Origin of the sequence: Microbacterium excoecariae, assembly GCF_011326725.1 — a bacterium.
Taxonomy (GTDB): domain Bacteria; phylum Actinomycetota; class Actinomycetes; order Actinomycetales; family Microbacteriaceae; genus Microbacterium; species Microbacterium excoecariae.
This window is the reverse complement of the sequence record NZ_JAANCO010000001.1, coordinates 1,181,420-1,205,849: the sequence shown is the minus strand read 5'-3', so window position 1 is coordinate 1,205,849 and position 24,430 is coordinate 1,181,420. Positions and strand designations below refer to the sequence as shown.

22 protein-coding genes are annotated in these 24,430 nt (G+C 73.3%); 4 read left to right on the top strand and 18 right to left on the bottom strand.

What is annotated here, in order from left to right; genetic code table 11:
* Positions 1–24: 24 nt before the first annotated feature.
* The 9 genes from G8E01_RS05395 to G8E01_RS05355 all read right to left on the bottom strand — a co-directional run bounded on the left by G8E01_RS05395 (position 25) and on the right by G8E01_RS05355 (position 8,300).
* Positions 25–624, bottom strand: a complete 600-nt coding sequence (locus G8E01_RS05395; RefSeq protein WP_166316905.1) for a CYTH domain-containing protein — start codon at positions 622–624, stop codon at positions 25–27.
* Positions 621–842, bottom strand: a complete 222-nt coding sequence (locus tag G8E01_RS05390; protein ID WP_155049055.1) for a response regulator — start codon at positions 840–842, stop codon at positions 621–623. Before G8E01_RS05390 ends, G8E01_RS05395 begins: the two co-directional genes overlap by 4 nt.
* Positions 843–877: 35 nt before the next feature.
* Positions 878–1,939: a YihY/virulence factor BrkB family protein gene (locus G8E01_RS05385; RefSeq protein ID WP_166316902.1), complete on the bottom strand. Its 1,062-nt coding sequence runs from the start codon at positions 1,937–1,939 to the stop codon at positions 878–880.
* A gap of 25 nt (positions 1,940–1,964) precedes the next feature.
* On the bottom strand, positions 1,965–2,432 hold the full coding sequence (locus G8E01_RS05380; RefSeq protein ID WP_166316899.1) for a prepilin peptidase: 468 nt from the start codon (positions 2,430–2,432) through the stop codon (positions 1,965–1,967).
* A 66-nt stretch (positions 2,433–2,498) separates the two neighbouring features.
* Positions 2,499–2,975: an SsrA-binding protein SmpB gene (gene smpB, locus G8E01_RS05375; protein WP_155049058.1), complete on the bottom strand. Its 477-nt coding sequence runs from the start codon at positions 2,973–2,975 to the stop codon at positions 2,499–2,501.
* A gap of 67 nt (positions 2,976–3,042) precedes the next feature.
* The gene (ftsX, locus tag G8E01_RS05370; protein WP_166316896.1) at positions 3,043–3,954 is read right to left on the bottom strand and encodes a permease-like cell division protein FtsX; all 912 of its coding nucleotides are present in this window, start codon (positions 3,952–3,954) and stop codon (positions 3,043–3,045) included.
* A complete protein-coding gene (gene ftsE, locus G8E01_RS05365; protein ID WP_166316893.1) occupies positions 3,951–4,940 on the bottom strand; it encodes a cell division ATP-binding protein FtsE in 990 nt (329 codons plus the stop codon). The genes ftsX and ftsE overlap by 4 nt, the downstream gene beginning before the upstream one ends.
* Positions 4,941–4,968: 28 nt before the next feature.
* Positions 4,969–6,639 (bottom strand): ATP-binding cassette domain-containing protein, encoded by a 1,671-nt coding sequence (locus G8E01_RS05360; RefSeq protein ID WP_166316890.1) that lies wholly within the window; start codon positions 6,637–6,639, stop codon positions 4,969–4,971.
* On the bottom strand, positions 6,636–8,300 hold the full coding sequence (locus G8E01_RS05355; RefSeq protein ID WP_166316887.1) for an ATP-binding cassette domain-containing protein: 1,665 nt from the start codon (positions 8,298–8,300) through the stop codon (positions 6,636–6,638). The genes G8E01_RS05360 and G8E01_RS05355 overlap by 4 nt, the downstream gene beginning before the upstream one ends.
* A 99-nt stretch (positions 8,301–8,399) precedes the next feature.
* Between G8E01_RS05355 and G8E01_RS05350 the strand changes: the two genes are divergently transcribed.
* On the top strand, positions 8,400–8,996 hold the full coding sequence (locus G8E01_RS05350; protein WP_166316884.1) for a TetR/AcrR family transcriptional regulator: 597 nt from the start codon (positions 8,400–8,402) through the stop codon (positions 8,994–8,996).
* 20 nt (positions 8,997–9,016) lie between these two features.
* Here the strand turns inward: G8E01_RS05350 and pepN are convergent, their stop codons facing one another.
* Positions 9,017–11,509 (bottom strand): aminopeptidase N, encoded by a 2,493-nt coding sequence (gene pepN, locus G8E01_RS05345; protein ID WP_166316881.1) that lies wholly within the window; start codon positions 11,507–11,509, stop codon positions 9,017–9,019.
* A gap of 68 nt (positions 11,510–11,577) precedes the next feature.
* On the opposite strand from pepN, the gene G8E01_RS05340 reads away from it, so the two are divergent.
* Positions 11,578–13,164: a cation:proton antiporter domain-containing protein gene (locus G8E01_RS05340; RefSeq protein ID WP_166316878.1), complete on the top strand. Its 1,587-nt coding sequence runs from the start codon at positions 11,578–11,580 to the stop codon at positions 13,162–13,164.
* A gap of 145 nt (positions 13,165–13,309) precedes the next feature.
* On the opposite strand, the gene G8E01_RS05335 is transcribed toward G8E01_RS05340, so the two are convergent.
* From G8E01_RS05335 to G8E01_RS05300, 8 genes are read right to left on the bottom strand one after another with little or no spacing between them, the layout of a single operon-like run.
* Entirely contained in the window at positions 13,310–13,816 is a 507-nt protein-coding gene (locus G8E01_RS05335; protein ID WP_166316875.1) for a flavin reductase family protein, read from the bottom strand.
* A 39-nt stretch (positions 13,817–13,855) separates the two neighbouring features.
* Positions 13,856–14,545 (bottom strand): ThuA domain-containing protein, encoded by a 690-nt coding sequence (locus G8E01_RS05330; RefSeq protein ID WP_166316872.1) that lies wholly within the window; start codon positions 14,543–14,545, stop codon positions 13,856–13,858.
* Complete coding sequence (locus tag G8E01_RS05325; protein WP_166316869.1) at positions 14,542–15,216, bottom strand: ferredoxin-NADPH reductase; 675 nt, start codon at positions 15,214–15,216, stop codon at positions 14,542–14,544. The genes G8E01_RS05330 and G8E01_RS05325 overlap by 4 nt, the downstream gene beginning before the upstream one ends.
* Positions 15,213–16,109 (bottom strand): carbohydrate ABC transporter permease, encoded by an 897-nt coding sequence (locus tag G8E01_RS05320; RefSeq protein WP_166316866.1) that lies wholly within the window; start codon positions 16,107–16,109, stop codon positions 15,213–15,215. Before G8E01_RS05320 ends, G8E01_RS05325 begins: the two co-directional genes overlap by 4 nt.
* Positions 16,106–17,032 carry a carbohydrate ABC transporter permease gene (locus G8E01_RS05315; protein WP_166316863.1) on the bottom strand — a complete coding sequence of 309 codons (927 nt, stop codon included), beginning with the start codon at positions 17,030–17,032 and terminating at the stop codon, positions 16,106–16,108. Before G8E01_RS05315 ends, G8E01_RS05320 begins: the two co-directional genes overlap by 4 nt.
* A 54-nt stretch (positions 17,033–17,086) precedes the next feature.
* Positions 17,087–18,364 carry an ABC transporter substrate-binding protein gene (locus tag G8E01_RS05310; RefSeq protein WP_166316860.1) on the bottom strand — a complete coding sequence of 426 codons (1,278 nt, stop codon included), beginning with the start codon at positions 18,362–18,364 and terminating at the stop codon, positions 17,087–17,089.
* Positions 18,365–18,394: 30 nt separating this feature from the next.
* Positions 18,395–20,341 carry a DUF2264 domain-containing protein gene (locus tag G8E01_RS05305; RefSeq protein ID WP_166316857.1) on the bottom strand — a complete coding sequence of 649 codons (1,947 nt, stop codon included), beginning with the start codon at positions 20,339–20,341 and terminating at the stop codon, positions 18,395–18,397.
* On the bottom strand, positions 20,338–21,351 hold the full coding sequence (locus tag G8E01_RS05300) for a hydroxyacid dehydrogenase (RefSeq protein WP_166316855.1): 1,014 nt from the start codon (positions 21,349–21,351) through the stop codon (positions 20,338–20,340). Before G8E01_RS05300 ends, G8E01_RS05305 begins: the two co-directional genes overlap by 4 nt.
* Positions 21,352–21,458: 107 nt before the next feature.
* Here G8E01_RS05300 and G8E01_RS05295 point away from each other — a divergent pair, with 107 nt between their 5' ends.
* Positions 21,459–23,345, top strand: coding sequence for a heparinase II/III family protein (locus G8E01_RS05295; RefSeq protein WP_166316852.1), 1,887 nt, complete (start codon positions 21,459–21,461; stop codon positions 23,343–23,345).
* Positions 23,342–24,424: a substrate-binding domain-containing protein gene (locus tag G8E01_RS05290; protein WP_166316849.1), complete on the top strand. Its 1,083-nt coding sequence runs from the start codon at positions 23,342–23,344 to the stop codon at positions 24,422–24,424. The genes G8E01_RS05295 and G8E01_RS05290 overlap by 4 nt, the downstream gene beginning before the upstream one ends.
* The last annotated feature ends 6 nt before the right edge of the window (positions 24,425–24,430 follow it).

The window sequence follows — 24,430 nt, the reverse complement described above, 5'->3', positions numbered from 1 at the left end:
GGGCCGGCCGTCGTTTCTGCGCGCCTAGGCTCCGAGGGCGCGGGCGAGCTTCGAGGCGCTCGAGGGCGCCGTCGCGCCGGCGGCCAGCGCGACGCGCTCGACCTCGGCGAAGAACGCGTCCCGGTCGCCGGGAGCGGCGGGTCCGAGCTCGATCTCCCACTCGCACCACGCGCGCCGGGTCCCCGAGCGCTCGTCGGTCGTCTCGACTCGGTCGTCCACGAATTCGGCGAGAACGCCGCCGTCCGCGTCGCGCAGCTCGTACGCGACGCGGTCGTTCACGATGCGCGCCAGCGGAGCGAGATCGGATCCGTCCGTGAGGGTCGCGAGCTCCGCCAGGGCCTCCGGCGGCACCCCGTCGGCGAGCGGCCAGTGCAGCTCGACGCGCCCTCCGTCCACGAGCGGCCCCTTGATGTGCCACCCTGCGTCGGGGCCGCCCGTGCGGCGGCGCAACGCGTAGCCGGCGCGCGCGAGGTCCGCGCTCGGGGTGTCCAGGTAGGTGGCGTCGAGGTGTCGCTCCTCCCCCGCCGAGACACTGGCGACCCCGGGAATCGTGGACCAATCCGGGACGGGCGTTCCGGGATCCACATCGAACTTTCGCTCGATCTCGATCGTGCGAGAACTCACCGGTCGTCGCCGTCCGGCACGAGGTCGTTCTCCTCTTCCACGTACCAGAACTGCGCTTCCGTGGGACCGTCGTCGGGCCCGGTGTTGCTCAGCTCGCCGGCGCGCTGATAGACCAGCTGGCCCGCCGAGTAGGGCACGATCAGTCGCGTCTCGTCGATGTCGTCCAGGGGAATGACCTGCCCGTCGAGCGGGCCGCGGTGCAGTCGTGCGATTGCCATGGCCTCACTGTACGCCGCGGCCGGCGCCCGCGGGATCAGCGCGCCGCGTCGTGGTGCGCGAGCTTCTCCTCGCGCTCGGCCGTGCGCTCGCGTTCTTCTCGCTCGGCGTGCCGCGCGACCTGCAGCGCCTCCTCCGCGACACGCACCTCGCGCTCGGCCGAGCGCACCGCCCGTTGCTTGAGGGTCTCCGCGCCGTAGCGCGAACCGACCCGATTGTGGCTCTCCTCCACCGTCACCACGATGTAGGTCGACGCGATGAGCGTGACCTGCGCCGAGAAGTTGAACCACAGCAGTAGGGCGATAAGCGAGGCGAACGACGTGAGCAGCGGATTGTTGTCGGCGCCCCCGACGAACAGGCCCGACAGCTGCTGCAAGACGACAAGACCGACTCCCCCGATGAGCGCTCCCGGGACGATGGCGCGGAAGGATGCGCGCACGCCCGAGAGGAGGACGAAGAGCCAGGCGATCATCACGGCGTTGATGAGGAATGCCACGATGAGAACCCCGAGGCGCGTGAAGAACTCGCTCAGCCCGCCGCCCGTGAGCCCCAGCCACCCCAGCAGGGTGTCGATGAAGGCGCTGCCGACGAGCGAGATGACCGCCGAGGCGACCACGAGCACGCCGATCGAGAGGGCGAACAAGAGGTCGCGGATACGGAGCAGCCACGCCGCGTCGTTCTCGTGCCGCGTGCCGGCAATCATGCGGAGGGACATCCGGAGGTTTCCGACGGCACTGATGAGCGCCCAGAGGAGCGCGAAGGTTCCGACGATTCCGGCGATCGTGACCTCGGATCCGGCGGAGCTGATCTGCGACACGTCGATCACGCCGTCGGTGTCGTCGGTCTTCAACAGACCCGGCACCATCTGGGACACCGACTCGACGAGCGCGTCCCACAGGTCGCTGCGGGAGGACAGCCACAGCGAGGCGAGCGAGAAGCCCAGGAGGACCGCCGCGAACACCGCGAACAGCGCACGGAACGTGATCGCGGCGGCGAGGAGGCCGCCCCGGTGGTCGTTGTACATGAGCACGGCTCGCACGATGCGCAGACGCAGGACCCACGCGATCGCTTCCGTCACCGCATTCCAGATCTTGGCCATGGCCGCCACGCTATCGCGTGCGCGGTCAGGTCGCGATCAGGCCCGCGGCGGCGCCGAGGATCATGCTCGGTCCGAACGGAACGCGCTCCTCGCGACCGGCCCGCCGCGTGAGGAGCAACAGCCCGGCCCACGCGCCCGCGATCACGAACGCGAGGGCGCCGCCGAGGACGAGCGCGGCCCAGCCCTCCCACGCGAGCAGGATGCCGACGGGAACCGCGAACTTCACGTCGCCGCCGCCGACCCCGCCGCGCGAGGCGGCGCGGAGCCCGAGGTAGGCGGCGCCCAGGGCTAGCCCGCCCGCGACCGCGCGCCCGAGGATCGCCGCGTCGCCCGCCCACGCCGCTCCCGCCGCGGCCGCGGCCACGAGTCCCGCCGCGAGCGGCGCCACGATCGCGTTGGGCAACCGGTGGTGCTGGATGTCGATGTGCGCGAGAACGGCACCCACACCGAAGAAGGCGACCTGCACGGCGCCGGCGAGGAGGGCGGGTTCCATGCGCGCCACGCTAGCGACGCGGCGCGGGGTGGCATTTGTGCCTGTGGATCGCCGAGCGGAACGCTCCTAGTCGCCGAGGCGGTTGCGGGTCCGCATGGCTCGTTCGGCCTCGCGCTTATCCTGGCGCTCGCGCAGCGTCTGGCGCTTGTCGAACTGGGTCTTGCCCTTCGCGACGCCGATCTCGACCTTGGCCCTGCCGTCCACGAAGTACAGCTTGAGCGGGACCAGGGTGTAGCCGCCCACGGCGACCTTCTGGCCGATCTTCGTGATCTCGTCCTTGTGCAGCAGGAGCTTGCGCTGCCGCTTGGCCGCGTGGTTCGTCCACGTGCCCTGCGAGTACTGCGGGATGTTCACCTGGTCGAGCCAGGCCTCGCCCTTGTCGACGAATGCGTAGCCGTCCGTGAGGTTCGCGTGCCCCGCGCGGAGGGACTTGACCTCGGTGCCGGTCAGGACGATGCCCGCCTCGTAGGTCTTCTCGATCGTGTACTCGTGGCGCGCGCGACGGTTCAGCGCGACGACCTTCTCGCCCTTTTCGCGTGGCATGCGCTCGTCCCCTCGATGTGCGGCCTGTGAACAGCCTTCTATCCTATGGCACGGCGCGGCCGGGTGCCTATTCGCGCAACCAGCGGCGGATCGCCACGCCGGCCGACAGCGCGGCGAGCACGACGCCGAGGCCCACGACGATCGGGACGACGAACCACGCGTCCGCGAGGTCGATCCACGGGATGGCGCCCGCCTCGCGGGCGAGGTACTCCTGCACCCCGAATCGCACAGCGACCAAAACCGTGGCGCTCGCGAGCGCCGCACCGAGGAACGCCGCGAGCACGCCCTCCAGCACGAACGGCGTCTGGATGGTGCCGTTGGAGGCCCCGACCAGGCGCATGATCCCCACCTCGCGCCGCCGCGCGAACGCGGACAGCCGGATCGTCGTCGAGATCAGCAGGACGGCCGAGACGAGCATGAGCACGGCGATGCCGACCGCGATGTACGTCGCGATCGTGAGCGTGGCGAACAGCGGATCCAGGTACTCCAGCTGATCGGCGACCTCCTCGACCCCCTGCTCGCCGGCGAAGGACTCGCGGATGACGGCGGTCTCGTCGGGGTTGACGAGGTTGATGTGGAAGACGGCGCTCGTCTGGTCGACTGTCAGGAGGCCCGCGAGGTCCTCGTCGAAGGTCTCGACGAGCGCGTCGTGTGCCTCCTGCTGCGACTCGAACTCGACGCTCTCGATCATCGGCGCCAGCGTCGACCCCTCGAGGCGGCCGCGGACCTCGTCGATCTGCTCGTCCGTCGCGACGCCGTCGACGCAGGTGTCGACGGTCGAGATCGACGAGCACATGTAGACGTCGACCTGGGCGCGATCGGTGAAGTAGTCGTTCGTCTTGGCGATCTGCGCCTGCATGAGCACGGCCGCGCCGACGAAGGTGAGCGAGACGAAGGTCACGAGGACGACGGATACCACCATCGACGCGTTCCGGCGCAGGCCCTGGAACGCCTCGGAGAGGATCAGCGAGGGGTTCATGAGGTCGGCCCCACTTCGTTGTCGTCGCCGTCGCGCAGGCCGAGCTTGTCGGCCATCCCGAGCTCGTCCACGTCGACCGCGACGTGCGGAATCGATGTCGTCCGCGGCGGCTCCTCGGCGGCCAGCGGCGCCGGATCCGCCTCGGTCGCCTCGGGCGGGTCCGCCATGCCCGTCTCCGGGCCGGGGTCAGCCGAGGCGGCGGGAGTCGCGGACACCTCGCGCTGGAGTTCGAGCGCGGCGGTCAGTGCCGCGAGCGCCGATGCGCCCTTCTCGGCCTCGGGGCGCAGCATGCTGATGACGGACGTGTCGCCGTAGGAGCCGCGGCGCTCGTCGCGCCGGAGCTGGCCCTGCGAGAGCTCGATCACGCGGCGCTGCATCTTGTCGACAACGACGGCCTCGTGCGTGGCCATGACGACCGTCGTTCCCGCCGCGTTGATCGCCTCGAGCACGCGCATGATCTCCACGGACGTCGCCGGGTCGAGGTTTCCGGTGGGCTCGTCCGCCAGCACGATCTGCGGCCGGTTCACGATGGCCCGCGCGATCGCGACGCGCTGCTGTTCTCCGCCCGAGAGCTCGTGCGGCATCCGGCCGCCCATGCCTGCGAGCCCGACCCGCTCGAGTGCCTCGGGCACGGCGCTGCGCACGAAGCTACGCGAGCGCCCGATGACCTGGAGCGCGAACGCGATGTTCTGCGCGACGGTCTTCGACGGCAGGAGCCGGAAGTCCTGGAACACGGATCCGATGTTGCGCCGGAAGTAGGGGGTGCGGCGGTCGCTCAGGCGGGCGGTGTCGCGCCCGAGCACCAGCACGCGCCCGGCGCTCGGCACGCCCTCGCGCAGCATGAGGCGAAGGCACGACGACTTCCCGGAGCCGGAGGCGCCCACGAGGAAGACGAACTCGCCGCGCTCGACCTCGAAATCGACGCTGTCCAGCGCCGGACGGGAGGTGCCGCGGTATCGCTTGGTGACGTTCTCGAACCGGATCATGACCCCACGAGAGTACGCGGCGCGCGCGTCACGATCGGAAACGACACGGCGCCTCGTGCTCCGGGTGCCCTGTGAGATCCGCGCGGGCGGGGAGCTCGACGACGTGCGCGACGCCCCGGATCGCCTCCGCCCGGTGCGCGATGAGGACGAGCGTCGTGTCGCCTCGGCGCGCGATGCCCTCCTGGACGGCGCGCTGCGTCTCGGAATCCTGGTGACTCGTGGACTCGTCGAGGACGAGGATTCGCGGTCGGCGGGCGAGCGCGCGGGCGATGGCGAGCCGCTGGCGCTGACCGCCCGAGAGGTTCAGGGCGTCCTCCCCGAGGCGCGCGGCGAGGCCCTCGGCGTGCGCGCGGATGTCCCCCGCGAGCGCGGCGTCCTCGAGCGCCCGCCACGCCTCGGCCTCGGTGAGCGCGGAATTCCCGAGCCGCAGGTTGTCCAGGACGGACCCCGCCACGAACACCGGGCGCTGCTCGACGAGCGTCACCGCGGCACGAAGGTTGGCCAGCGCCACGTCGCGCACGTCGACCGATCGTCCGCCTCCCACGAGGAGCACGCGCCCGACGGAGGGATCGCGCCGCCGCACGACGAGGGAGACGAGCGTCGACTTCCCGGCGCCGGAGGGCCCGACGATCGCGACCGCGTCGCCGGCCGCGACGTCGAGGTCCGTGGGTTCGAGCAGGCGGGTTCCGCCCGGCGGCGCGACGCTCGCGCCCTCCACCCGGAGCCCGAGCGGACCCGACGGGATCGCCGCGGCCCGCGCGGGATCGGCTACCGAGGGGGTGCGGTCGATCACCGCGAGGTATCGCCGCGCGGAGGCCAACGCGGCCGGCAGCGACCGCGCGAGGCCCGCGAGCGCGCCCGCCGCCGGGGCCGACCCGAGCACCGCCACCGCCGCCACAAGGTGGGGGCCGAGCGTCGGAGGGGTCGCGAGGGCGAGGATCCCGATCGCCGCCGCGAACGGCCACGCGAGGCCGAGGCCCGCGCGCAGGGCGCTCGCCCGCCCCGATGCTCGCGCCGCTCGCGCGAGCTCCTCCTCGAGCCCGGCGAGGCGCGCCATGCGCGCCTCCTCGCCCCCCAGCGTGCGGAGATCGACGGCCGCGTCGGCATCCGCCGCGAGGTGGTCCGCGATCCGCGCGCGCACGGCCGCCTCGGCCCGCGCCGCGCGGGCCGTCCGCCGTGCGCCGAGGAACGGCACGACGAGGGCGCCGAGGGCGTACGCGGCCCCGGCGACGGCCGCGGCCGGGCCGCCCGCGGTCCCGGCGATCCCGGCGACGACGAGGGCGGGGACGAGGACGGCCGTCGCGGCCGGAACGAGGGTGTGCGCGAAGAACACCTCGATCCGGTCGATATCGCGCGTCGCGACCGTCGTGACGTCGGCGGACGCCGCCTCGTCGTCCGCCGAGAGCGGCGCGACGGCGTCGAACACGTCCACCCGCATCCGGGCAAGGAGCCCGAACGCCGCGCGGTGCCCCAGGTAATGCTCCAGATACCGGGTCGCCCCCTGCACGAGCGCGATCGCGACGAGGATCCCGAGGAGCGCGGCGAGGGGCCATCCGCCGGCGCCCGCGGCCGCCACCATCGCGGCGGCCGGCACGACGAGCATCGCCGTGCCCGCGAGGAGGGAGGCGGCGCGCGCGAGGAACGAGCCCGCCAAGAGCGGCCAAACCGGCGCGGCCAGGCGCAGGAGCCGGCGCATCATGCGCGCTCCTCGGTCCCCGCGACCGCCGCGATGCGGCCGCCCGCGACGCGTGCGACGCGATCCGCCCGCTGCGCCTCGTCGGGCCGATGCGTCACGAGGACCACGGCGCGGTCGCCGGCGAGGCGGACGAGCGTGTCGATGACGGCGCGCGAGGCCGCCGGATCCAGGTGGGCCGTCGGCTCGTCGGCGATGAGGACCGGGCGCTCCGTCAGCACGGCCCGCGCGATCGCGATGCGCTGCGCCTGTCCGCCCGAGACGCCGCGCGCGTGCTCTCCGACGGGCGTGCCGAGGCCGTCGGGGAGCTCGCTCGCGGCGAGTCCCGCCGCGGCGAGCGCGGCCCGCATCCGCCCGTCGCCGGCGCCCGGCTGGGCGAGCAGGAGGTTGTCGCGCACGGTGCCGAGGACGAGCACCGGGCGCTGGGGAATGTACGCGACCGAGGCGCGCAGCCCGTCCTCGGACGCCTGCTCGCTGCCGAGCCGGATCCCCCGGGACGGGACGAGGCCGGCGAGCGCCAGCGCCAGCGTGGACTTTCCGGCCCCGGACTCGCCCACGAGCGCCGTGAGCCCTCGCGCGGGAATCGCGAGCTCCGCCTGGTCGATCACCCGCACGCCCTCGCGCTCGACGACGGCGCCCGAGAGCGTGAGGAGCGCGTCCGACGCGGGCGCGCCGTCCACGGCGCCGGCATCCGCGCGGAGCGCGACATCCGCCCGCGGCGCGGGCTCTCCCGCGGAACCTGGCGATGCCGCGAGGGCAGCGCGGATCCGCTCCCCCGCCGCGCGACCCGCGAGCCCCACGTAGAACGAGCGGCCGAGGCGGTCGACCGGTTCGCGCAGCAGGCCCGCGATGACGAGGAGGGCCGCGGCCTGGCCGAGCGAGAGGGCGCCCGAGCCCACGCCCCACGCGCCCGCGCATCCGACGGCGGACAGCGCAAGCACGCCGAAGATCGCGTCGGTCACGAGGATGACGAGCTGATTGCGGCGCAGCAGCGCCATGACCTCGCCGCGCAGGGCGGCGGAGCGCCGCACGAGCGCCGCACGGCGCTCCGCCGTGGCGTCGAGCAGCCGCAGGGTCTGCCGCGCGCGCATCGACTCGAGGAAGAGGCCCGCCAGCCCCGCCGCGACGCGGCGGTACCGACCGCTCGAGGCCCGGAACCGCGCGAGAAAGCCCGCGATGAGGAGCGGCGCCAGGGCGACGAGGACCGCGAGACCGCCCGCGAGCGGCCACGAGACGCCGATTCCGAGGACCGTGAGCACGACGGCGGGCACGACCGCCCCCGCGACGAGCGGTCCGAGGAAGTCGGCCCGGTAGTGCGCGAATCGCTCGACCTCCCCGGTCGCGCGGTCGACGCGCTCGCCGGCGGGTTCTGCGCCGTCGAGCGGATCCGCCAGCGCGCGTCGCGCAACCCTTGCGCGCCACTCCGCCTCGATCGCGGGGCGGGCGCGCGCCGGTACCAACGCCTCAGCGGCCGCCGCGCACGCCGCCACGACCAGCGCGCCGAGGGAGGCGACCCACCACGCGAGCGGGTCGGCCCCGGCCGCGAGCGCATCCACGCCCGCGCCGACGGCGAGCGCGCACGCGGACAGCGCGGCGGCGCGCACGGCCGCGAACACGACGATGGCCCACCCGGAGGGCGGCACATCGGCGAGAAGCCTCGGAAGCATAGGCCTCCCATTCTCCTCTCCTCGCCGGGACGTCGCCTGAGGTCGCGCTCCGAAGCGGCGCAGATCCGCGGCGGCGCACCGGTGAGGCACACTGTCAGGATGAGCATTTCCGCGTCCCAGGGATCCGACGACCCGCGCGCCGTGCGCACGCGGGCGCGACTGGCGGACGCGCTCGTGCGGCTGCTCTCGCGCGAGGATCTCGCGAGCATCGGCGTCGCCGAGCTGTGCCGCGAGGCGGGGGTACACCGCACCACCTTCTACGGCCACTACGCGAGCGTCGGCGATCTCGCGGCCGCCGTGTTCGCCTCGATGCTCGACGAGGTGAGCGCCATCGACGTCGCGCCCGGAACGTCGCTCGCCGAGCTTTCGCGCGTCTACGCGGACGGCACCGTGGCGATCCTCACCGCCGTCGCCCGCGAGCGCGGCGCGATCCGCGCCCTTCTCGACTCCGCCGTGTCCCTCGGCTTTCGCAAGCGCCTACGCGAGCACCTCGTGCGGCGCGCGGAAATCGCGATCGAGAATATGCGCCACGGCGGGATCGACCTTCCCGCGGACACCCGCGTCGAGGCGGCGGTGATCGCCGGCGGCGTCGTCAGCGCGATCGAGCTCTGGGCGAGCCTCGACGACGCCCACGCGGCCGCCTTCGCCGATCGGATCGTCGCGAACATGCCGCGGTGGTGGCCCGCCGCGGGCTGATCCCGGGCGGGCCGCGGCGCTCACTGCACCGAGCGCACGAACAGCGAGCGCGCGAGGTGGTCGCGCTCCTCGCGCACGAGACGGACGAGCGCGCCCGGCGCGTCGGCGTTGTCCTCCAGCCACCCGTCGACCGCCTCGAGCGTCTCCGCGTGCGGGAACAGCCCGCGCACGAGCCTCCGGGCAATCTCGATCGACCGCGACTCCCAGACGGGGCGGATCCGCGCGAAGTAGTCGGCATCGAGGTGCGCGACGAGGTCGCGGCGGCCGCCGGACCGCACCCCCGCGATCGTCGCGGCAAGGGCGTCGTTGGTCAGGGTCTGGTCCTCCCACGCGGCGTCCCAGCCGGCGCGGCGCACCGGCTCCTCGGGTCGCGAGGCGCGCGCCCGGCGCGCCGCCGTGTGCCCCGACATCGTGTCGTCGCGCTCGAGCTCGCGCGCGATCTCCTCCTCGCCGGCGTGCCCGGTCGCCGCGAGGGCCTGGAGGAGGATCCAGCGCAGGTCGGCGTCGAGCGCGAGATCGCTCGGCGCGGGGGTGTCGCCGGACAGCAGCGCCCGCACCTCGGACGCGCGGGCATCGTCGTAGGCGGCCGCGCGGCCGAACGCGCGGGCCCACGCGAGCTGCGCGTCGCTTCCGGGCGCCGCGCCCCAGAGCGCGTCCCACGTCGTCTCGAGCCAGGCGCCGCGCGCGTCGTCACGGCGGTCGTCGGCGACGAAGTCCTCGACCGCGGCGGCCGCGTTCTGGAGGGCGCCGGCGAGCAGGGCCGGGTTGTCCTCCCGCGGGGCGTGCCGGCGGACGACGTCGAGGTAGGCCGCCGCCGCGTACTCGCCATCCCGCGTGGCGTTCCACAGCGCCGACCAGACCAGGCCGCGCGCGAGCGAGTCCTCGATCGTCGACAGGCCGCGCTCGGCCGCCTGAATCGAGGGCCCGTCGAGGCGCACCTTCGCGTAGGTGAGATCGCCCGCGTTCGGAAGCACGAGGGCGGCGGGCCCCAGCTCGATCGGCGCGCGCGCGGCGTCCGTGTCGACGTCGATCGCCTCTCCGGGGACCAGCCGGTCCGCGTCCCACGCGAAGGTCCCGACGCGCAGGCGGTGCGGCCGCGGATCCTCCACCGCGAGCCAGGCGTCTTCGCCCTCCCGCTCGACGCGGATGGTGGAGACCCCCGTCGTCTTCAGCCACGCGTCCGCCCACGCGCCCATGTCGCGCCCCGAGGCGCGCTCGAGCGCGGCCAGGAGGTCCGCGAGCGTCGTGTTCCCGTAGGCGTGGTCGGCGAAGTAGGCGTGCGCCGCGGCGAAGAACCCCTCCTCCCCCACGTACGCAACAAGCTGCTTGAGGACGGAGGCGCCCTTGGCGTAGGTGATGCCGTCGAAGTTCAGCTTGGCGGCCTCGAGGTCCGGGATGTCGGCGACGATCGGGTGCGTCGTCGGCAGCTGGTCGGCCTCGTAGGCCCAGGCCTTGCGCCGGTTCGCGAACGACGTCCAGGCCTCGGTGAAGCGCGTCGCGGCGACCGAGGCGTGGGACCCCATGTAATCCGCGAACGACTCCTTCAGCCACAGGTCGTCCCACCACCGCATCGTCACGAGGTCGCCGAACCACATGTGCGCCATCTCGTGGAGGATCGTGTTCGCGCGCGCCTCGTGCTGCGCCTGGGTCGCCGCGCCGCGGAACACATACGCCTCCGTGAACGTCACGAGGCCCGGGTTCTCCATCGCGCCGAGGTTGTACTCCGGCACGAACACCTGGTCGTAGCTGCCCCACGGGTAGTCGATGTCGAACGCGGCGGTGAAGAAGTCCAGGCCCTGGCGGGTGATCTCCAGGATCTCGTCGGCGTCGAAGTCCCCCGCGAGGGACGCGCGGCAGTACGCGCCGAGCGGGACCCGCCCCGCGGATCCGGTCCACTCGCCCGTCACCCGGTGGTACGGCCCCGCCGCGACCGCCGTGATGTAGGACGAGATCGGGCGGGTCTCGGAGAACTCGACCGTCTGCGTGCTCCCGCCTCCCGACGTCACGACCGGCCGGCCATTCGACAGCACGTGCCAGCCCGACGGGGCCGTCACGACGAACGTGTACGGCGCCTTCATGTCGGGCTGTTCGAAGGCCGCCATCACCCGCCGCGCGTCGGCGGGCTCATACTGCGTGTACAGGTAGGTCTGACCGTCGGCCGGATCCACAAAGCGGTGCAGCCCCTCGCCGGAGCGGCTGTATCGACCCACCGCCTCGATGCGCACCTCGTTGTCGGGGCCGAGCCCGGTCAGGCGTACGCGCGCGCCGTCCCAGAGGACGGGGTGGTCGGCGCCGTTGACCACCACGCGATCGACGCTGTCGCCGAGGAAGTCCACCCACGTCGACTCCTCGCTCGCGTCGAATCGCAGGGTCGTCGTCGTGGCGAAACCGCTTGCGTCGGCGTCCGGCGCGTTCGACAGGTCGAGCTCGACGCGAACGGCGCGCAGGCGGATCGCGGCCGAGCGCGCGGCCGTCTCCTCGCGGGTGAGATTGGCGGAGGTGTGCGTACTCATCCCCCCATCGTAGGAAACCCCGCCCCGGCCGGAACGTGCGGATCTACCCCCCTCACTAGAATCCGCATATGTTCACCACGACCGCGGCCATCCACCTGGCGGTCGCGTTCGCGCTCGGGCTGGGCGCGGTCCTCGTGCGCCTGCCCCCGCTCGTCGGGTTCCTCGCCGCGGGCTTCGTCCTGGGCGCCGCGGGCATCGAGGACCTGCCGCTGGTCAGCGAGGCCGCGGATCTCGGGGTCACCCTGCTGCTGTTCGGGATCGGGCTGAAGCTCGACGTGCGGACCCTCGTGCGCAAGGAGGTGTGGCTCACCAACGGCGCCCACATGCTCGTGTCGACCGTGCTGGGAGCGGGCCTGCTCGGCCTCGCCTCGACGCTCGGCATGTCGCTCCTCGACGGCACGAACGCCGTCACGTGGGCGCTGATCGGCTTCGGGCTGTCCTTTTCCTCCACGGTGTTCGTCGTGAAGGTGCTCGACGATCGGTCGGACATCACGGCCACATACGGCCGCATCGCCGTCGGCGTTCTCGTCATGCAGGACATCGCCGCCGTCGCCTTCCTCACGATCGCGGGCGGGGACGTGCCGTCCCCGTGGGCGTTCGCGCTCGTCGGGCTCGTGCCGCTCGCGTGGGTGTTTCGCAGGGTTTGGGATCTCATCGACGCCCCCGACCTGCAGGTGCTCTACGGCATCGTCCTCGCCCTCGTGCCGGGCTACGCGCTCTTCGAGGCGGTCGGGCTGAAGGGCGACCTCGGTGCGCTCATCGTCGGCGCGCTCCTCGCCGGGCACCCGGTGGCGAGCGACGTCGCGCACCGGCTCCTCAGCGTCAAGGAGCTCTTGCTCGTCGCGTTCTTCCTCGACATCGGCCTGAGCGGCGTCCCGACGGGGGCCGACCTCGCGATGGCGGGAATTCTCCTCGTGCTGCTACCGGTGCAGACGGTGGCGTACGTGGCCCTGCTCTGGGCGATGCGCCTGCGCCACCGGACCTCGTGGCTGACGGCGCTGACCATGGCCAACTTCTCCGAGTTCGGCCTGATCATCGCGGTCACGGGCGCCGCGTCGGGGCTCGTACCCGAGCGCTGGGTCACGGTGATGGCCGTCGCCGTGGCCGCGAGCTTCGTTCTCTCCGCCATCGTCAACGCCCGCGGCGTGCGGATCGCGGAGCGCCTCGCCACGCTGATGCCCGCGCAGGATCCCGCGCGCCTGCACCCCGAGGATCGCCCGATCGACGTCGGGCACGCCTCGGCGCTCGTGCTGGGCATGGGGCGCGTGGGGCGCGCGGCCTTCACGCGCCTGCGCGACGAGCACGGCATCGCGGCGCTAGGGATCGAGCACGACGCGACGCGCGTGGAGGCCCTCCGCGCGGACGGCCTCGACGTGCTTCTCGCCGACGCCACGGACTCCGACTTTTGGACGCGCGTCAGCCGCTCGGACCGGATCGAGATCGCGATCCTCGCCATGCCGTTCCACACGTCGAACATGGACGCGCTCGACATGCTGCGGGCGAGCGGGTTCACGGGCCGCGTCGCGGCTCTGGCCCGCTACGACCGCGACGCGGCCGAGCTGGCCGAGCGCGGGGCAAACGCCGTCTTCCACCTCTACGGCAGCGCCGGCACGGCCCTTGCCGACGAGACGATCGCCGGCCGCGACGGCCTCTGACCGCCGGGCCATCCGCCCCGCTCTCCCACACAACGCCGTCACAACGCACACCGGCCGACGAACCTTCGCGGATCCGCGCCCATGGCGCCGATAATTGACTGCGTTGTGTGGGCGCCGGCCGAGCGGGTACTGACGCCGCGGCGGCCTACAGGGCGCGGGCGTCGCCGCGGGAGAAGAACTGGCGGTCGGCGTATAGCAGGGCGTCACCCGCCGCCGCATCGCGCTCGAGCGACGTCACCTGCGCGACGACGAGCACGGATCCGCCGACGCTCAGCGTGTCGAGGATCCGCGCGTTCAGGCGCGCGCGGGCGCCCGCGAGCCGCGGCGCTCCGTCGGCGTCAACGGACCATCCCTGCCCCGGCGCGAAGCGCTCGCCGCCCGTGAACGAGAACTGGGTCGCGACCGCCGCGTGCTCGGGCGCGAGGAAGTGGACCTGGAGCTCATCGGCACGAAGCAACGCGCCCGCCGTCCCCGTCGCGCGGGTCACGGAGAAGGAGATCGCCGTCGGGTCGACCGCGACGGATGCCACCGACGAGGCGGTGAGCCCCACGGGCCCCTCGGGGGTGAGCGCCGTGATAATCGTGACGGCGGCGGGGTGGTCGCGGAAGACGGCCTTGAAGTCGCCCGCGAGGGCATCGAGGGATTCCTGCATACTCCGACCGTAATCCGCCGCGGGCGCCCGGGCGCCGTTTCATGACGCTGTGTGGCGGGGGTCCCCGCCCGCCGCCCACAGCGCGGCGCTCACGAGGAAGCGGCGATGCTCGGCGGATTCCATCGCGCGCGCATCGTGCCCGAGGGTCGAGACGACGGACCGCCCAGGGTTCCGATCGAGCGCCCACGCGGCGGGCTCGGCCCTGCCGTCGACCTCGCTCGTGAGGAGGATCCGCGCGCCGGCGTCGATGTCGAGGCCCGCGTAGCGCTCGTCGTACGCGCGCACCTCGCGGATCCCCGCCGTCGCGGGATGGCCCGGCTCGGCGACCACGAACCGGGCGTCCCCGATCGGAGGATGGCCGGATCGCCCGACGATCCACCCGCCGCCGATCGCGCGGCGCCAGTCCGGATAGTCGCGCAGCGAGGAGACCGCCGCGTGGACGGCGAGCACGCCGATCCCCCGCCGCAGCGCCGCGCCGAGGCCCGCGCGCGCCGCCGGGTCGGCCCCGCGGCGCGCCTCGTCCCCGCGCCAGGGATCGCCCGCGCAGACGACCAGGAGATCCGCGCCGTCGAGGTCCGCGAGCGCGGCGTCCACGTCCTCGCGGACATCGACGCGGCAGCCCGCCGCCGCGAGCCACGCGGCGAGCGCCCGCGCGATCTCGCCGAACGGGTGCCACGGATCCGCGTATCGCCCCGTGCCCACGGCGACGACGACGCGCGGCCCGCTCACGCGGGCACCTCCTCCGGGCGGAGGACCGGCGTCAGGGCGTGGCGCGATCCGGCCCAGGCCACGTAGAGGCACGCGGAGGCCGTGATGCCGACCGCGAGGGCGGGCGCCGCGACGAACACGGCCGCCTGCGCGCCGGCGACCGCCAGCGTCGCGAGCGAGAACGGCCACCGGCGCACGGCGACGGCCGCCGACACGGCCCCGAGGCGCGTGAGCGGCGTGCGCGGCGCCTCCGCGAGCGCGGCGAGCGCGATCGCCCCCGTCGCGAGCGCGAGCGCGGCGACGACGACCAGCGCCGGTAGCACCGCGACGGCCCACGACTCGCCGGCGATGAGCACGGCGTCGGCCGCGGCGACCGTCACGGTCGCGCTCGTGGCGGCCGACACCGCGAGCGCGCGCCACCCGCCGGCCCGCGCCGCGCGCACGAACGGCCGGAGCACCGAGCGCTCGCCGTCGCGGTGCGCGCGGAACGCGCCGAAGGCTCCCGTCACGGGCGGGCCCGTGAGCGCCGCGGCGCACGCGATGGCCGGCCACGACAGCGACGGATCCGTCGTCGCCAGGACCGCCACGAGCGGCGCGCACCCGACGACCAACAGGGCGTTGACCACGAGCACGAGGTGCGCGGCCCCGAAGGCCGTGGCGTAGGCGTCGTGGCCGATGCGCGGCGGCCTCATCCCTTCATCCCGCTCGTCGCGATGCCCTCGACGAAGAAGCGCTGGCCGAGGAGGAAGATGACGGCGATGGGGAGCACCGAGATCACGAGCCCCGCGAACAGGACGCCGTAATCCACGTCGTACAGGCTCGAGACGAAGTTCTGCAGGCCGAGCTGGAGCGTCCACAGGCTGGGATCGCGCAGGTAGATCAACGGCCCGAGATAGTCGTTCCAGGTGTTCACGAACGTCAGCAGCGACAGGCTCGCGATCGCGGGCACGGACAGCGGGACCATGATCCGCCACCAGATGCCGTATTCGCTCAGGCCGTCGAGCCGCCCCGCCTCAGACAGCTCTTCGGGGACCGTCTCGTAGAACTGCTTCATGAGAAACACGCCGAAGGCCCCGAACGTCTGCAGGAAGATGATCGACCACAGGGTATTCGCCACCCCGGCGTTCGTCAGCATGATGAACTGCGGGATCATGTAGGACTGCCAGGGCACGGCGATCGTCGCGACGTAGAGCAGGAACAGCGCGTTGCGCCCCGGGAAGCGGATCCGGCTGAAGCCGTAGGCCGCGAAGGATCCCGTAAGGACCTGCAGCGCCGTCACGGCCACGGAGAGCACGAGCGTGTTGCGGATCCACGTGAGGATGTCGCTGCGCTCCCAGATCTCGACGTAGTTCTCCCACACGAAGACCTCCGGGAGCCACCGGACGGGCACCGAAAAGACCTCGTTGGCGTTCTTGAGCGAGCTCATGAGCATCCAGAAGAACGGCGTCAGCATCGCCGCGGCCGCCGCGAGCAGGATCGCGTACAGGATCCCGCGCCGGATCCGCCGGGCGACGGGACCGGACCCGCCCGCCGCGCGCGGACGCCGGGCGGACGACGGAGCGACGAGGGTCATCGTCTCGGTCATGCGAGGCTCCTTCGCTTGTTCCACGCGTACTGCGCGATCGTGACCGCGAGGCAGAGGGCGAACAACACGACCGAGGCGGCCGAGGCGTATCCGAAGTCGTTCTCCTCGAAGCCCTTGCGGTAGATGAACTGGCTCAGCACCGTCGTCGACTGGCCGGGCCCGCCCTGCGTAAGCACAAGGATCAGGTCGAAAATCTTCAGCGAGTTGATCGTGAGGATCACGGTGACGAAGAACATGGTGGGACGCAGGCACGGCAGGGTGACGTTCGCGAAACGCTGCACCGCGTTCGCGCCGTCGACGCGGGCGGCCTCGTGGAGCTCGCGCGGGACGGTCTGCAGCCCCGCGAGGAAGAGCACCATGTAGTACCCCATGTCGCGCCAGGTGCTGATGATCACCACGGCGGGCATGGCCCACTCCGGCGACGTCAGCCAGCCCGGCGGCTCGGAGATCCCGACGAAACGCAGCGCCTCGTTGATGGGACCGTAGTCCGGGCTGAACAGCAGGTTCCACACCAACGCGATCGCGACGATCGACGTGATGTAGGGGAAGAACGCCGCCGTGCGGAAGAACGCGACGCCGCGCAGCTTGTTGTTCAGGAGCAGCGCGAGGCCCAGAGAGACCACGATCGTCAGGGGCACGTGCATCGCGGTGTAGTACAGCGTGTTCAGGAGGGAACGTCGGAAGCTGCCGTCGGACATCAGCCGCTGGAAATTGTCCAGCCCGATGAAGCTGGAGGTCCCGAAGATGTTCCAGTCCGTGAGCGACATGTAGAACAGGACGATCACGGGCACGAGGGTGAGAAGCGCGAATCCCGCGAAGTTCGGCAGGATGAAGCTCCACCCGAGCAGGGTGTTGCGGCGACGCAGGCGCGACGCGCGGCGCCGGTTCGGCGTCGGAAGCGCGGGGGCGGGCGCAGATGTCATGAGTCTCCTTGACGTCGTCCCGGGCCGGCGGCTCGCGCCGCCGGCCCGGTCAGCTCACTCGCCGCCGACCTCGGAGGCGACGCGTTCTTCCGCCTCGGCGATCGCCTGATCGATGTCGGCGGATCCGGACAGGACGGCGGTGTGCAGGTCGTTCAGGATGTTCTGCACCGCGGCCGTCTCGCTCGACGTGGGGTTCTCCGGCAGGGTCTCGTGCGTCTGCACGGCGAACCGGGACAGGTCGTCCTGCGGCGCCCCGTCCGCCGCGAAGTACGCGTCGACGGCGGCGTCGCCGAGGGCGGCCGGCGTGATGCCGATCCCCGCGAGCGCGACCGCGGCGTCCTCGCTCGCCGCGTACGCGAGGAACTCCTTGGCGAGCTCCTGCTTGTCCTCGGAGATGTTGGCGTTGACGCCGAACCCGGTCGGGTCCCCGAACGTCACCGGAGTCTGGTCGATGCCCGTCCTCGCCTCGTCGGCCTGCGGAATCGGCGCAATGCCCCAGTCGAAGTCGTCGGCCTCGCCGGACGCCTGCTGCGCGACGAGCGTCGCGACGTACCAGGTGCCCATCGGCATCATCGCCGCGCGCTGGGTCCCGAACTCGCCCTGGTAAGTGAGCTGGTTCGCGGACACCGTGTTGAACGACTCCTGCGCGCCCGCGTCCTGCAGCGCCAGCGCGCGTTCGTAGAACGGCGCGAGGTAGTCGTAGTCGCCCGCGAGGATGTCGGCGCCGGACTGCGCGTTCGCAAAGCCCTGCACGACCGACTGCCAGCTGTGCTGATAGGCCCCCTTCGCGTCCGTCCCCTCGGAGAGGGTCTCGGCCGCGGCGACGTAGTCGTCCCAGGTCCACGATCCGTCGGGGTAGTCCAGGCCGGCCTCGTCAAAGAGCGCCTTGTTGTAGTACAGCACCCAGGAGTCCTGGCGGTACGGGGTCGCGTAAGCGGCGCCGTCGATGACGTACGAGTCCGCCCCGCCGATGCCGTCCGGCAGCTCGACGTCGGAGACGTCCGCCAGCTGCCCGCCCTCCTGGAAGGTCGTGACGAATTTCACCTCCTTTTGGGTGACGATGTCGGGGCCCGTGCCGGCCGCGAGGTCCGCGGTGAGGAGCGTGTTGTACTCGGTCGGGTCGTAGTCGACGATCTCGACCGTCACGCCCTCGTGCGCGGCCTCGAAGCCATCGGCGAGGAGCTGGAACTCGGGCGTCGTCGACACGCTCCAGCCGGACACCGTGAGGGTGTCGGGGTCGCCGCCGGCGGCGCCGGAGGATCCGGAGCAGCCGACGAGAACAATCGCGCCGCTGGCGACCAGCGCTGCGCCGAAGGGGAGGGAACGCTTCATCGCGTGTCCTTTCGTGGGGTGGGTGGGGTGCTACTGAAGGGGTCGGAGGGCGTCGCCCGCCGGGACGGCGGAGGACGGGTCGAGGTCGGTGGGAGGGCCGTCTGGCCAGTGGATACGCCAGGAGGAGTCGTGCCGCGCGAGGGCGGGCGCACGGGCGACGGAGTCCGGCTCCCCCAGCGCGAAGGCCGCGCCGGACCACTCGCCCGAGGCGGGGGCGACCACGTGCGGAATCGACGTGTCGCCCGCCAGCGGGCCCGCGTCCCCAGCGTCCGCGACGCCCGCGCGTCCGGGCGTGAGCGCGAGCGCGCGGCTCGCCAGGCGCGCCGACAAAGCGCTGCCCGCGTCGGTGCCGGGCCGGGCCGCGGAGAGCGGCCATCCGCCCAGCCACAGCACGCCGTCATGGTCGCCGTTGTCGTCGCGGATCCGCGAAAACCGCACCTCCCACGCCCCGCGTACGACCGAAACCGTGTCGACGAGAGCGCCCGTGACGGCGCGCAGGATGCGGTCGCCGCTGCCGTGATCGGGGTCGCCGGCGAGCTGCTCTGCCCAGTGAGCCCGCGCCGTGGATCCGCCGAGGAGCGTCTGGTCACCGAGGTCGGCGAGCGCGCCCCGCACGAACCCCGAGCGGTGGCTGGGGGATCCGCCGCGCACGAGCCCGGCGTGCGCGTCCCGCGGGTCCCGCGCCATCGGGCCGGCGAGGACCGGCGAGGTCGCGGTCGAGTACGCCAGGCGCGCATAGAGCGGACCGTCCGCGTGTCGATCGCCCGCCTCGCGGTGGTCGGTGCCGTGGTTGGTCACGCGCACGACGCCGTCGGGCGTCCCCGTCGCGAGCCATCCGGGCGCATGGAGCACCCGCGCGAACGGCCCGCGCTCGACCGGAAGCGGCTGTTCGGTGGCCGACCACACGGGGTGGTCCGCGGCGAGGGCGATGCCGAGGAGGCCCTTTGCGGCCCAGTACGGGGACCCGGGGCCCGAATAGTTCTGCGCCAGGGCACGCCACGGGCCGTGCCACCCGAGCGCGAGGACGCCGTCCGCGCCCGGGGCGTCGTGTTCCACGAAGTGCGCCACCTGGCCCACCGCTGCCCGGCGCAGCGCGCCGAGGTCGTGGCGCGTGGATCCGCCATAGACCGCCGCCCACGCGGCGCCCGCGGTCGCGAACCGGTAGGTGAGGCTACGGCCCTGGATGAGCGGCGCGCCGTCGGATCCGATGAGGTGAAGCGCGTCGTCGAGGTAGTCGTCGAGGCGATCGCGGGCGCGGGTGAGGCGGGGTGCGAGGCGCGGATCATCGCCGACCATGTCGGCCCACAGGACCGGATAGAACGGCAGCGCCCACCCGCAGTAGTGATCGAAGGCGCGGCCGGCCCCGTCGCTCGACCAGCCCCCCTCGAGCTCGAAGCTGTCGAGGAGCGCCAGATCCTGCTCGAGGTCGGCGGCGCGGTGCGGGCCACCCACGCTGGCGAGGAAGGTCTCCACGACGATGCGAAACCACGCCCAGTTGTTCGGCGGGTACGACCCGCCCACGAACCCGGCGAGATAGTCGATGACGCGGGAGCGGTCGACGTCGCCCAGCCGCGCCCATACCTGCTCGCGCGTCAGGTGCAATCCGAGCGCGAGCGCGGCGGACTCGACCTTGGCCTGGTCCACCTCGTCCGGGCGGGGCCAGCGCTCGGCGTGGGACGGGTCGACTCCCGCCGCGATGCCCCGCGCGTACCGCTCCGCGAGGGGCGCCGTGCCCGCCGGATCGCCCGCGATGCGAAACGCCGCGAGGAGGAACGTCCGCGCGAAGCCCTCGAGCGCGTCAACGCGCGCGCCGTACCCGCCGGGCGCACCGGGGTAGCGCACGAGGGCCCCCGACGGGCTCGCGTGACGGGACGCGCCCGCGAGGATCGCGTCGGCGACGCGCAGCAGGTGCTCCCGCCCCCATCCGGTGTGGGGGGCGCGCGCGGCGTCGGGCGCGGGCAGGGCGATGCGGCTCATGCTCCCACCGCCATGTCGGATGCCCGGACGGGGTGCCGCGGCGGCAGGCCCGCCGCGTACGCCTCCAGCTCGTCGAGCGCGGCGTCGGCGAGTCGCCGCGTCTCGCCGCCGAGCGACCCCGCCAGGTGAGGCGTGACCGCGACGTTGTCGAGCGCGAGGAGGGGCGACGAGGTCGGCAGCGGCTCGGGATCGGTGACGTCCAGCACCGCGTCGATGCGGCCCGCGGCACAGGCGCGGGCGAGCGCGTCGTGGTCGACGAGCGCCCCCCGCGCGGTGTTGATCAACACGGCACCGTCCGGCAACGCCGCGAGCTCGCGCGCCCCGATCATGTGCCGCGTGGAGGGGAGCTCGGGCGCGTGCAACGTCAGGACGTCGACCGACGGGAGAAGGTCCGCGAGGGTCACCAGCTCCGCTCCCGCGGCGCGCACGGCGTCCGCGTCCGCGAACGGATCGGCCACGAGGATTCGGGCGCCCTCGAGCTGACGAAGCCGCTCGACGACGCGGCGTCCGGTCCTCGAGAACCCGACGACGCCGATGGTGCGCCCCAGCGCGCCGTATCCCGCGCGCCCGGCGTGGGCGCGCCAGCTCTCGGGCCCGTGGCTCGCCCGCCGGACGTGAAAGAACGCGCGTTTTGTGGCGAGGATGATCGCGGCGAAGGTGTATTCGGCGACCGGAATCGCGTTGTGATCGGCGGCCGTGGTCACGACGATGCCGCGCTCCCACAGCGCGGGGGTCGCGATATCGCGCACCGTCCCGGCCGCGTGAAAAACGGCGCGCAGCCGCGGCATGAGGTCGAGGACCTCGGCGTCGAGGGCGGCGGCACCCCACGAGGTGACGAGCGTCTCCACCTCGGCGAGACACGCCGCCGCCGCGGGGTCGCGAAGATCCGGGAGGAACACCGGCTGCCTCGCCCAGGCGATGCGGCCGAGCCGCGCGCGCCGGGCGTCGTCGAAGAGGAGATCGTACGTCTCGCGCGCCATCGTGACGTGCGTGCGGGGTCGGTGCGCCATGTTCTCTCCGTCGAGCCGTGCGTTCCCTTGCGGGTGGGTGCACGACCAGTCATCCTGATACCGCACACGTCCGCAATCTTTTCGAACCTAAAGGTACGCACTCGAACATGATCGAACACGGCAACGACGCCGATAGCCCCTCTCTCCTCATCCCGCGGGGTGCGATTCGCGGCCTGTGGGAGGCGCACCGGGCGGCGCCCGTGCTCGCGCCCGACGCGACGGACCGGTCCGCGTGGGACGCCGTGGATCCGGGCGCGCGCGCCGCGCTCCTCGCGTCCGCCGACGCCGAGGCGGGCGCCCCGTGGCCCGAGCTGCTCCTGCGGCACTGGACGGCCTACGGCTCCGACGGGGACCGGCTCGCCTACGAGAACCCGTTCTTCGCCCGCAGCGAGCGCACGGTGCGCGCCGTGCTCGCGGCCGCGCTGGACCCCACACCGAGCCGGGTGCGCCAGGCGGCGGACGGGCTGTGGCTGCTCGCCGAGCAGTCCAGCTGGTGCTGGCCCGCGCACGACCGATCGTTCCCCGCGGGTGCGCTCGTCCCGGATCCGGATCGCCCGACCCTCGACCTCGGCGCGGGTGAGGCGGTCGCTCTGGTCGCGTGGGCGGACGCGACGCTCGGGCCGCTCCTCGACGCGCACGTGCCCGGGATCCGCGCGCGGCTGCGGCGGGAGGCCGCCGCCCGCGCGTTCGACCCCTTCCTCGCCGAGCGGTGGCACTGGGAGGGATCCGAGGCGCGCATGCACAACTGGGGCCCGTGGATCCTCGGCAACCTGCTCGTCGCCGCGCTGGCGCTCGCCGAGGGCGACCTCCGCGATCGCGTCGCGCATCACGCGGTGGACGGGATCGATCGCTACCTCGCGCAGCTGCCGCGCGACGGCGCGATCGACGAGGGGTTCGGCTACTGGTGGCAGGGCGCGGCGCGGGCCCTCGACGCCCTCTCGCTCATCGACCGGAACACCGACGGCGCCGTCCGCCGCGCCGCGCGCCCGGGCGGGGACCTCGCGGGGCTGGCCGAGCTCGTCCGCTTCCCCCAGCGCGCACAGCTCGGCGGCGACTGGTATGCCAGCTGGTCCGACGCGGAGGCGCTCGCGCCCGAACCGCTCGCGTGGCACGCGCTCTTCCGCGCCGCCGGCCTGGCGCACGTCCCGGAGGCGCGCGGGTTCGCCGCCGCGCGGCGCGACGATGCCGCAGTCCTCACGCGCGCGAACGCGAACGCGGCGGGGCTCGGCCGCCAGCTCGCGACGCTGCTCGATCCGGAGTGGCGCGAAGCTGCGCCCGGGCCCGATCCGCTTCCCGCCGATGTCCGGCTCTCCTCGATCGGCATCGGGATCCGGCGCGCCGCCGCCGGGGACGCGCGGGGGATCGCCCTGATCGCCAAGGGTGGCCACAACGACGAGGCGCACAATCAGCAGGACGTCGGCTCCCTGGCGATCGCCGTCGACGGGGTCCCCGTGCTGATCGACCCGGGCCGCGAGACGTATACGGCGGCCACGTTCTCGGAGCGCCGTTACGACCTGTGGCACACGCAGAGCGCCTGGCACGGCACCGCGCTCCCGCGCGGGCTCGCCCAGCGACGCGGGCCGGACGCGGTCGCCACCGTCACCGTTCGCGCGCACGGGTGGACGATGGACCTCACCGCCGCCTACCCGCTGGACGACGGCGAGCTGTGGATCCGCGAGATCGACCTCGACGGCCGCGACCACGCCACCGTTCGGGATCGCTGGACGCTGTCCTCCGGCGAGGGCGCGGGCGTCTACGTCTGCGCGGGGGTCCCCCGCGTCACACCCGACGGCATCTTCGTGCCCGCGGCGCGAGCGGGGCGCGGGCTGCGACTCCGGCACGACGCGGCGGACGTGCGCGTGGAGACCCGGCGCGTCGAGGATCCCTTCATGACGCGGGCGTGGGGCTCCCGGGTCAGCCGGATCGTTCTCGCGTCCCCCGCCTCGGCCGGCGGCGTGACCGTTCGCGCCGAGGTGTGGGAGGGCGGACGGTGAGCGACGACGGCCGCGCCTTCGGCCTGACCCGTCGCGAGCGGATCCTCGACGAGCTGCGGCAGCACGGGTCGGTGCGCGTGCGGGACCTCGCACGGGACCTCGGCGTCGCGGAACTGACGATCCGTCGCGACATCGGCTGGCTCGCCGAGCAGGGCCTTGCGACGCGGGTGCACGGCGGCGCGACCCTCCGCAGCGAGCTCGATCGGCCGGGGGGTCCGCGCGCGAACGCCGCGCGATTCCGCATCGGGATGGTCGTCCCCTCGCTCGACTACTACTGGCCGCAGATCGTGCTCGGCGCCCGCGCGGCGGCCGGCGCGCATCGCGTGCAGCTCGCGCTCCGCGGCGCGAGCTACGCGATCGATGACCAGCGCCGCCAGATCGCCTCGCTCGTCGAGTCGGGGATCCACGGGCTCCTGGTCGCTCCCGAGACGCTGGGTTCCGAGGGGCAGGCGCTCCTCCGCTGGCTCGACGCGCTTCCGCTGCCGGTCGTCCTCGTCGAGCGCCAGGCGCCCGCGGCGCTGGGGCTCACCCGGCTCGAATGGGTCACGACGGATCACGTCTTCGGCGGAGAGCTCGCCGCGCGCCACCTCGCGGCTCTCGGGCACGCGCGGGTCGGCATCGTCACGTCGTCGCAGTCCCCAACCTCGGCGCGGCTGCGGCTGGGGTTCTCGCGCGCCGTGCGCGATCTCGGGCTCTCCGCGAAGGTCGATCTGTCCGCGTCGTTCGACCGGGTGTCCGCGGAGGCGCGCGCCGAGCTGATCGACACGCTGCTGGAGAGCGTGCGAACGACCGGGACCACGGCGATCCTCGTGCACTCGGACCCCCAGGCGCTCCTCGTGCAGCAACACGCCGCAGACGCGGGGTGGCGGATGCCGGAGGAGCTCGCGCTCATCGCGTACGACGACGAGATCGCGGAGAGCGGCGAGCCGCCGCTCTCGGCGCTCCGTCCCGCCAAACAACACGTCGGGCGGCGCGCGGTCGAGGTCATGGCCGCGCGGCTCGCCGACGGACCGGCGCGGCCCATCGAACGCGTGCAGATCGTCCCCCAGCTCCACGCTCGCGCCTCAACCGCGGGGTGATCGCCG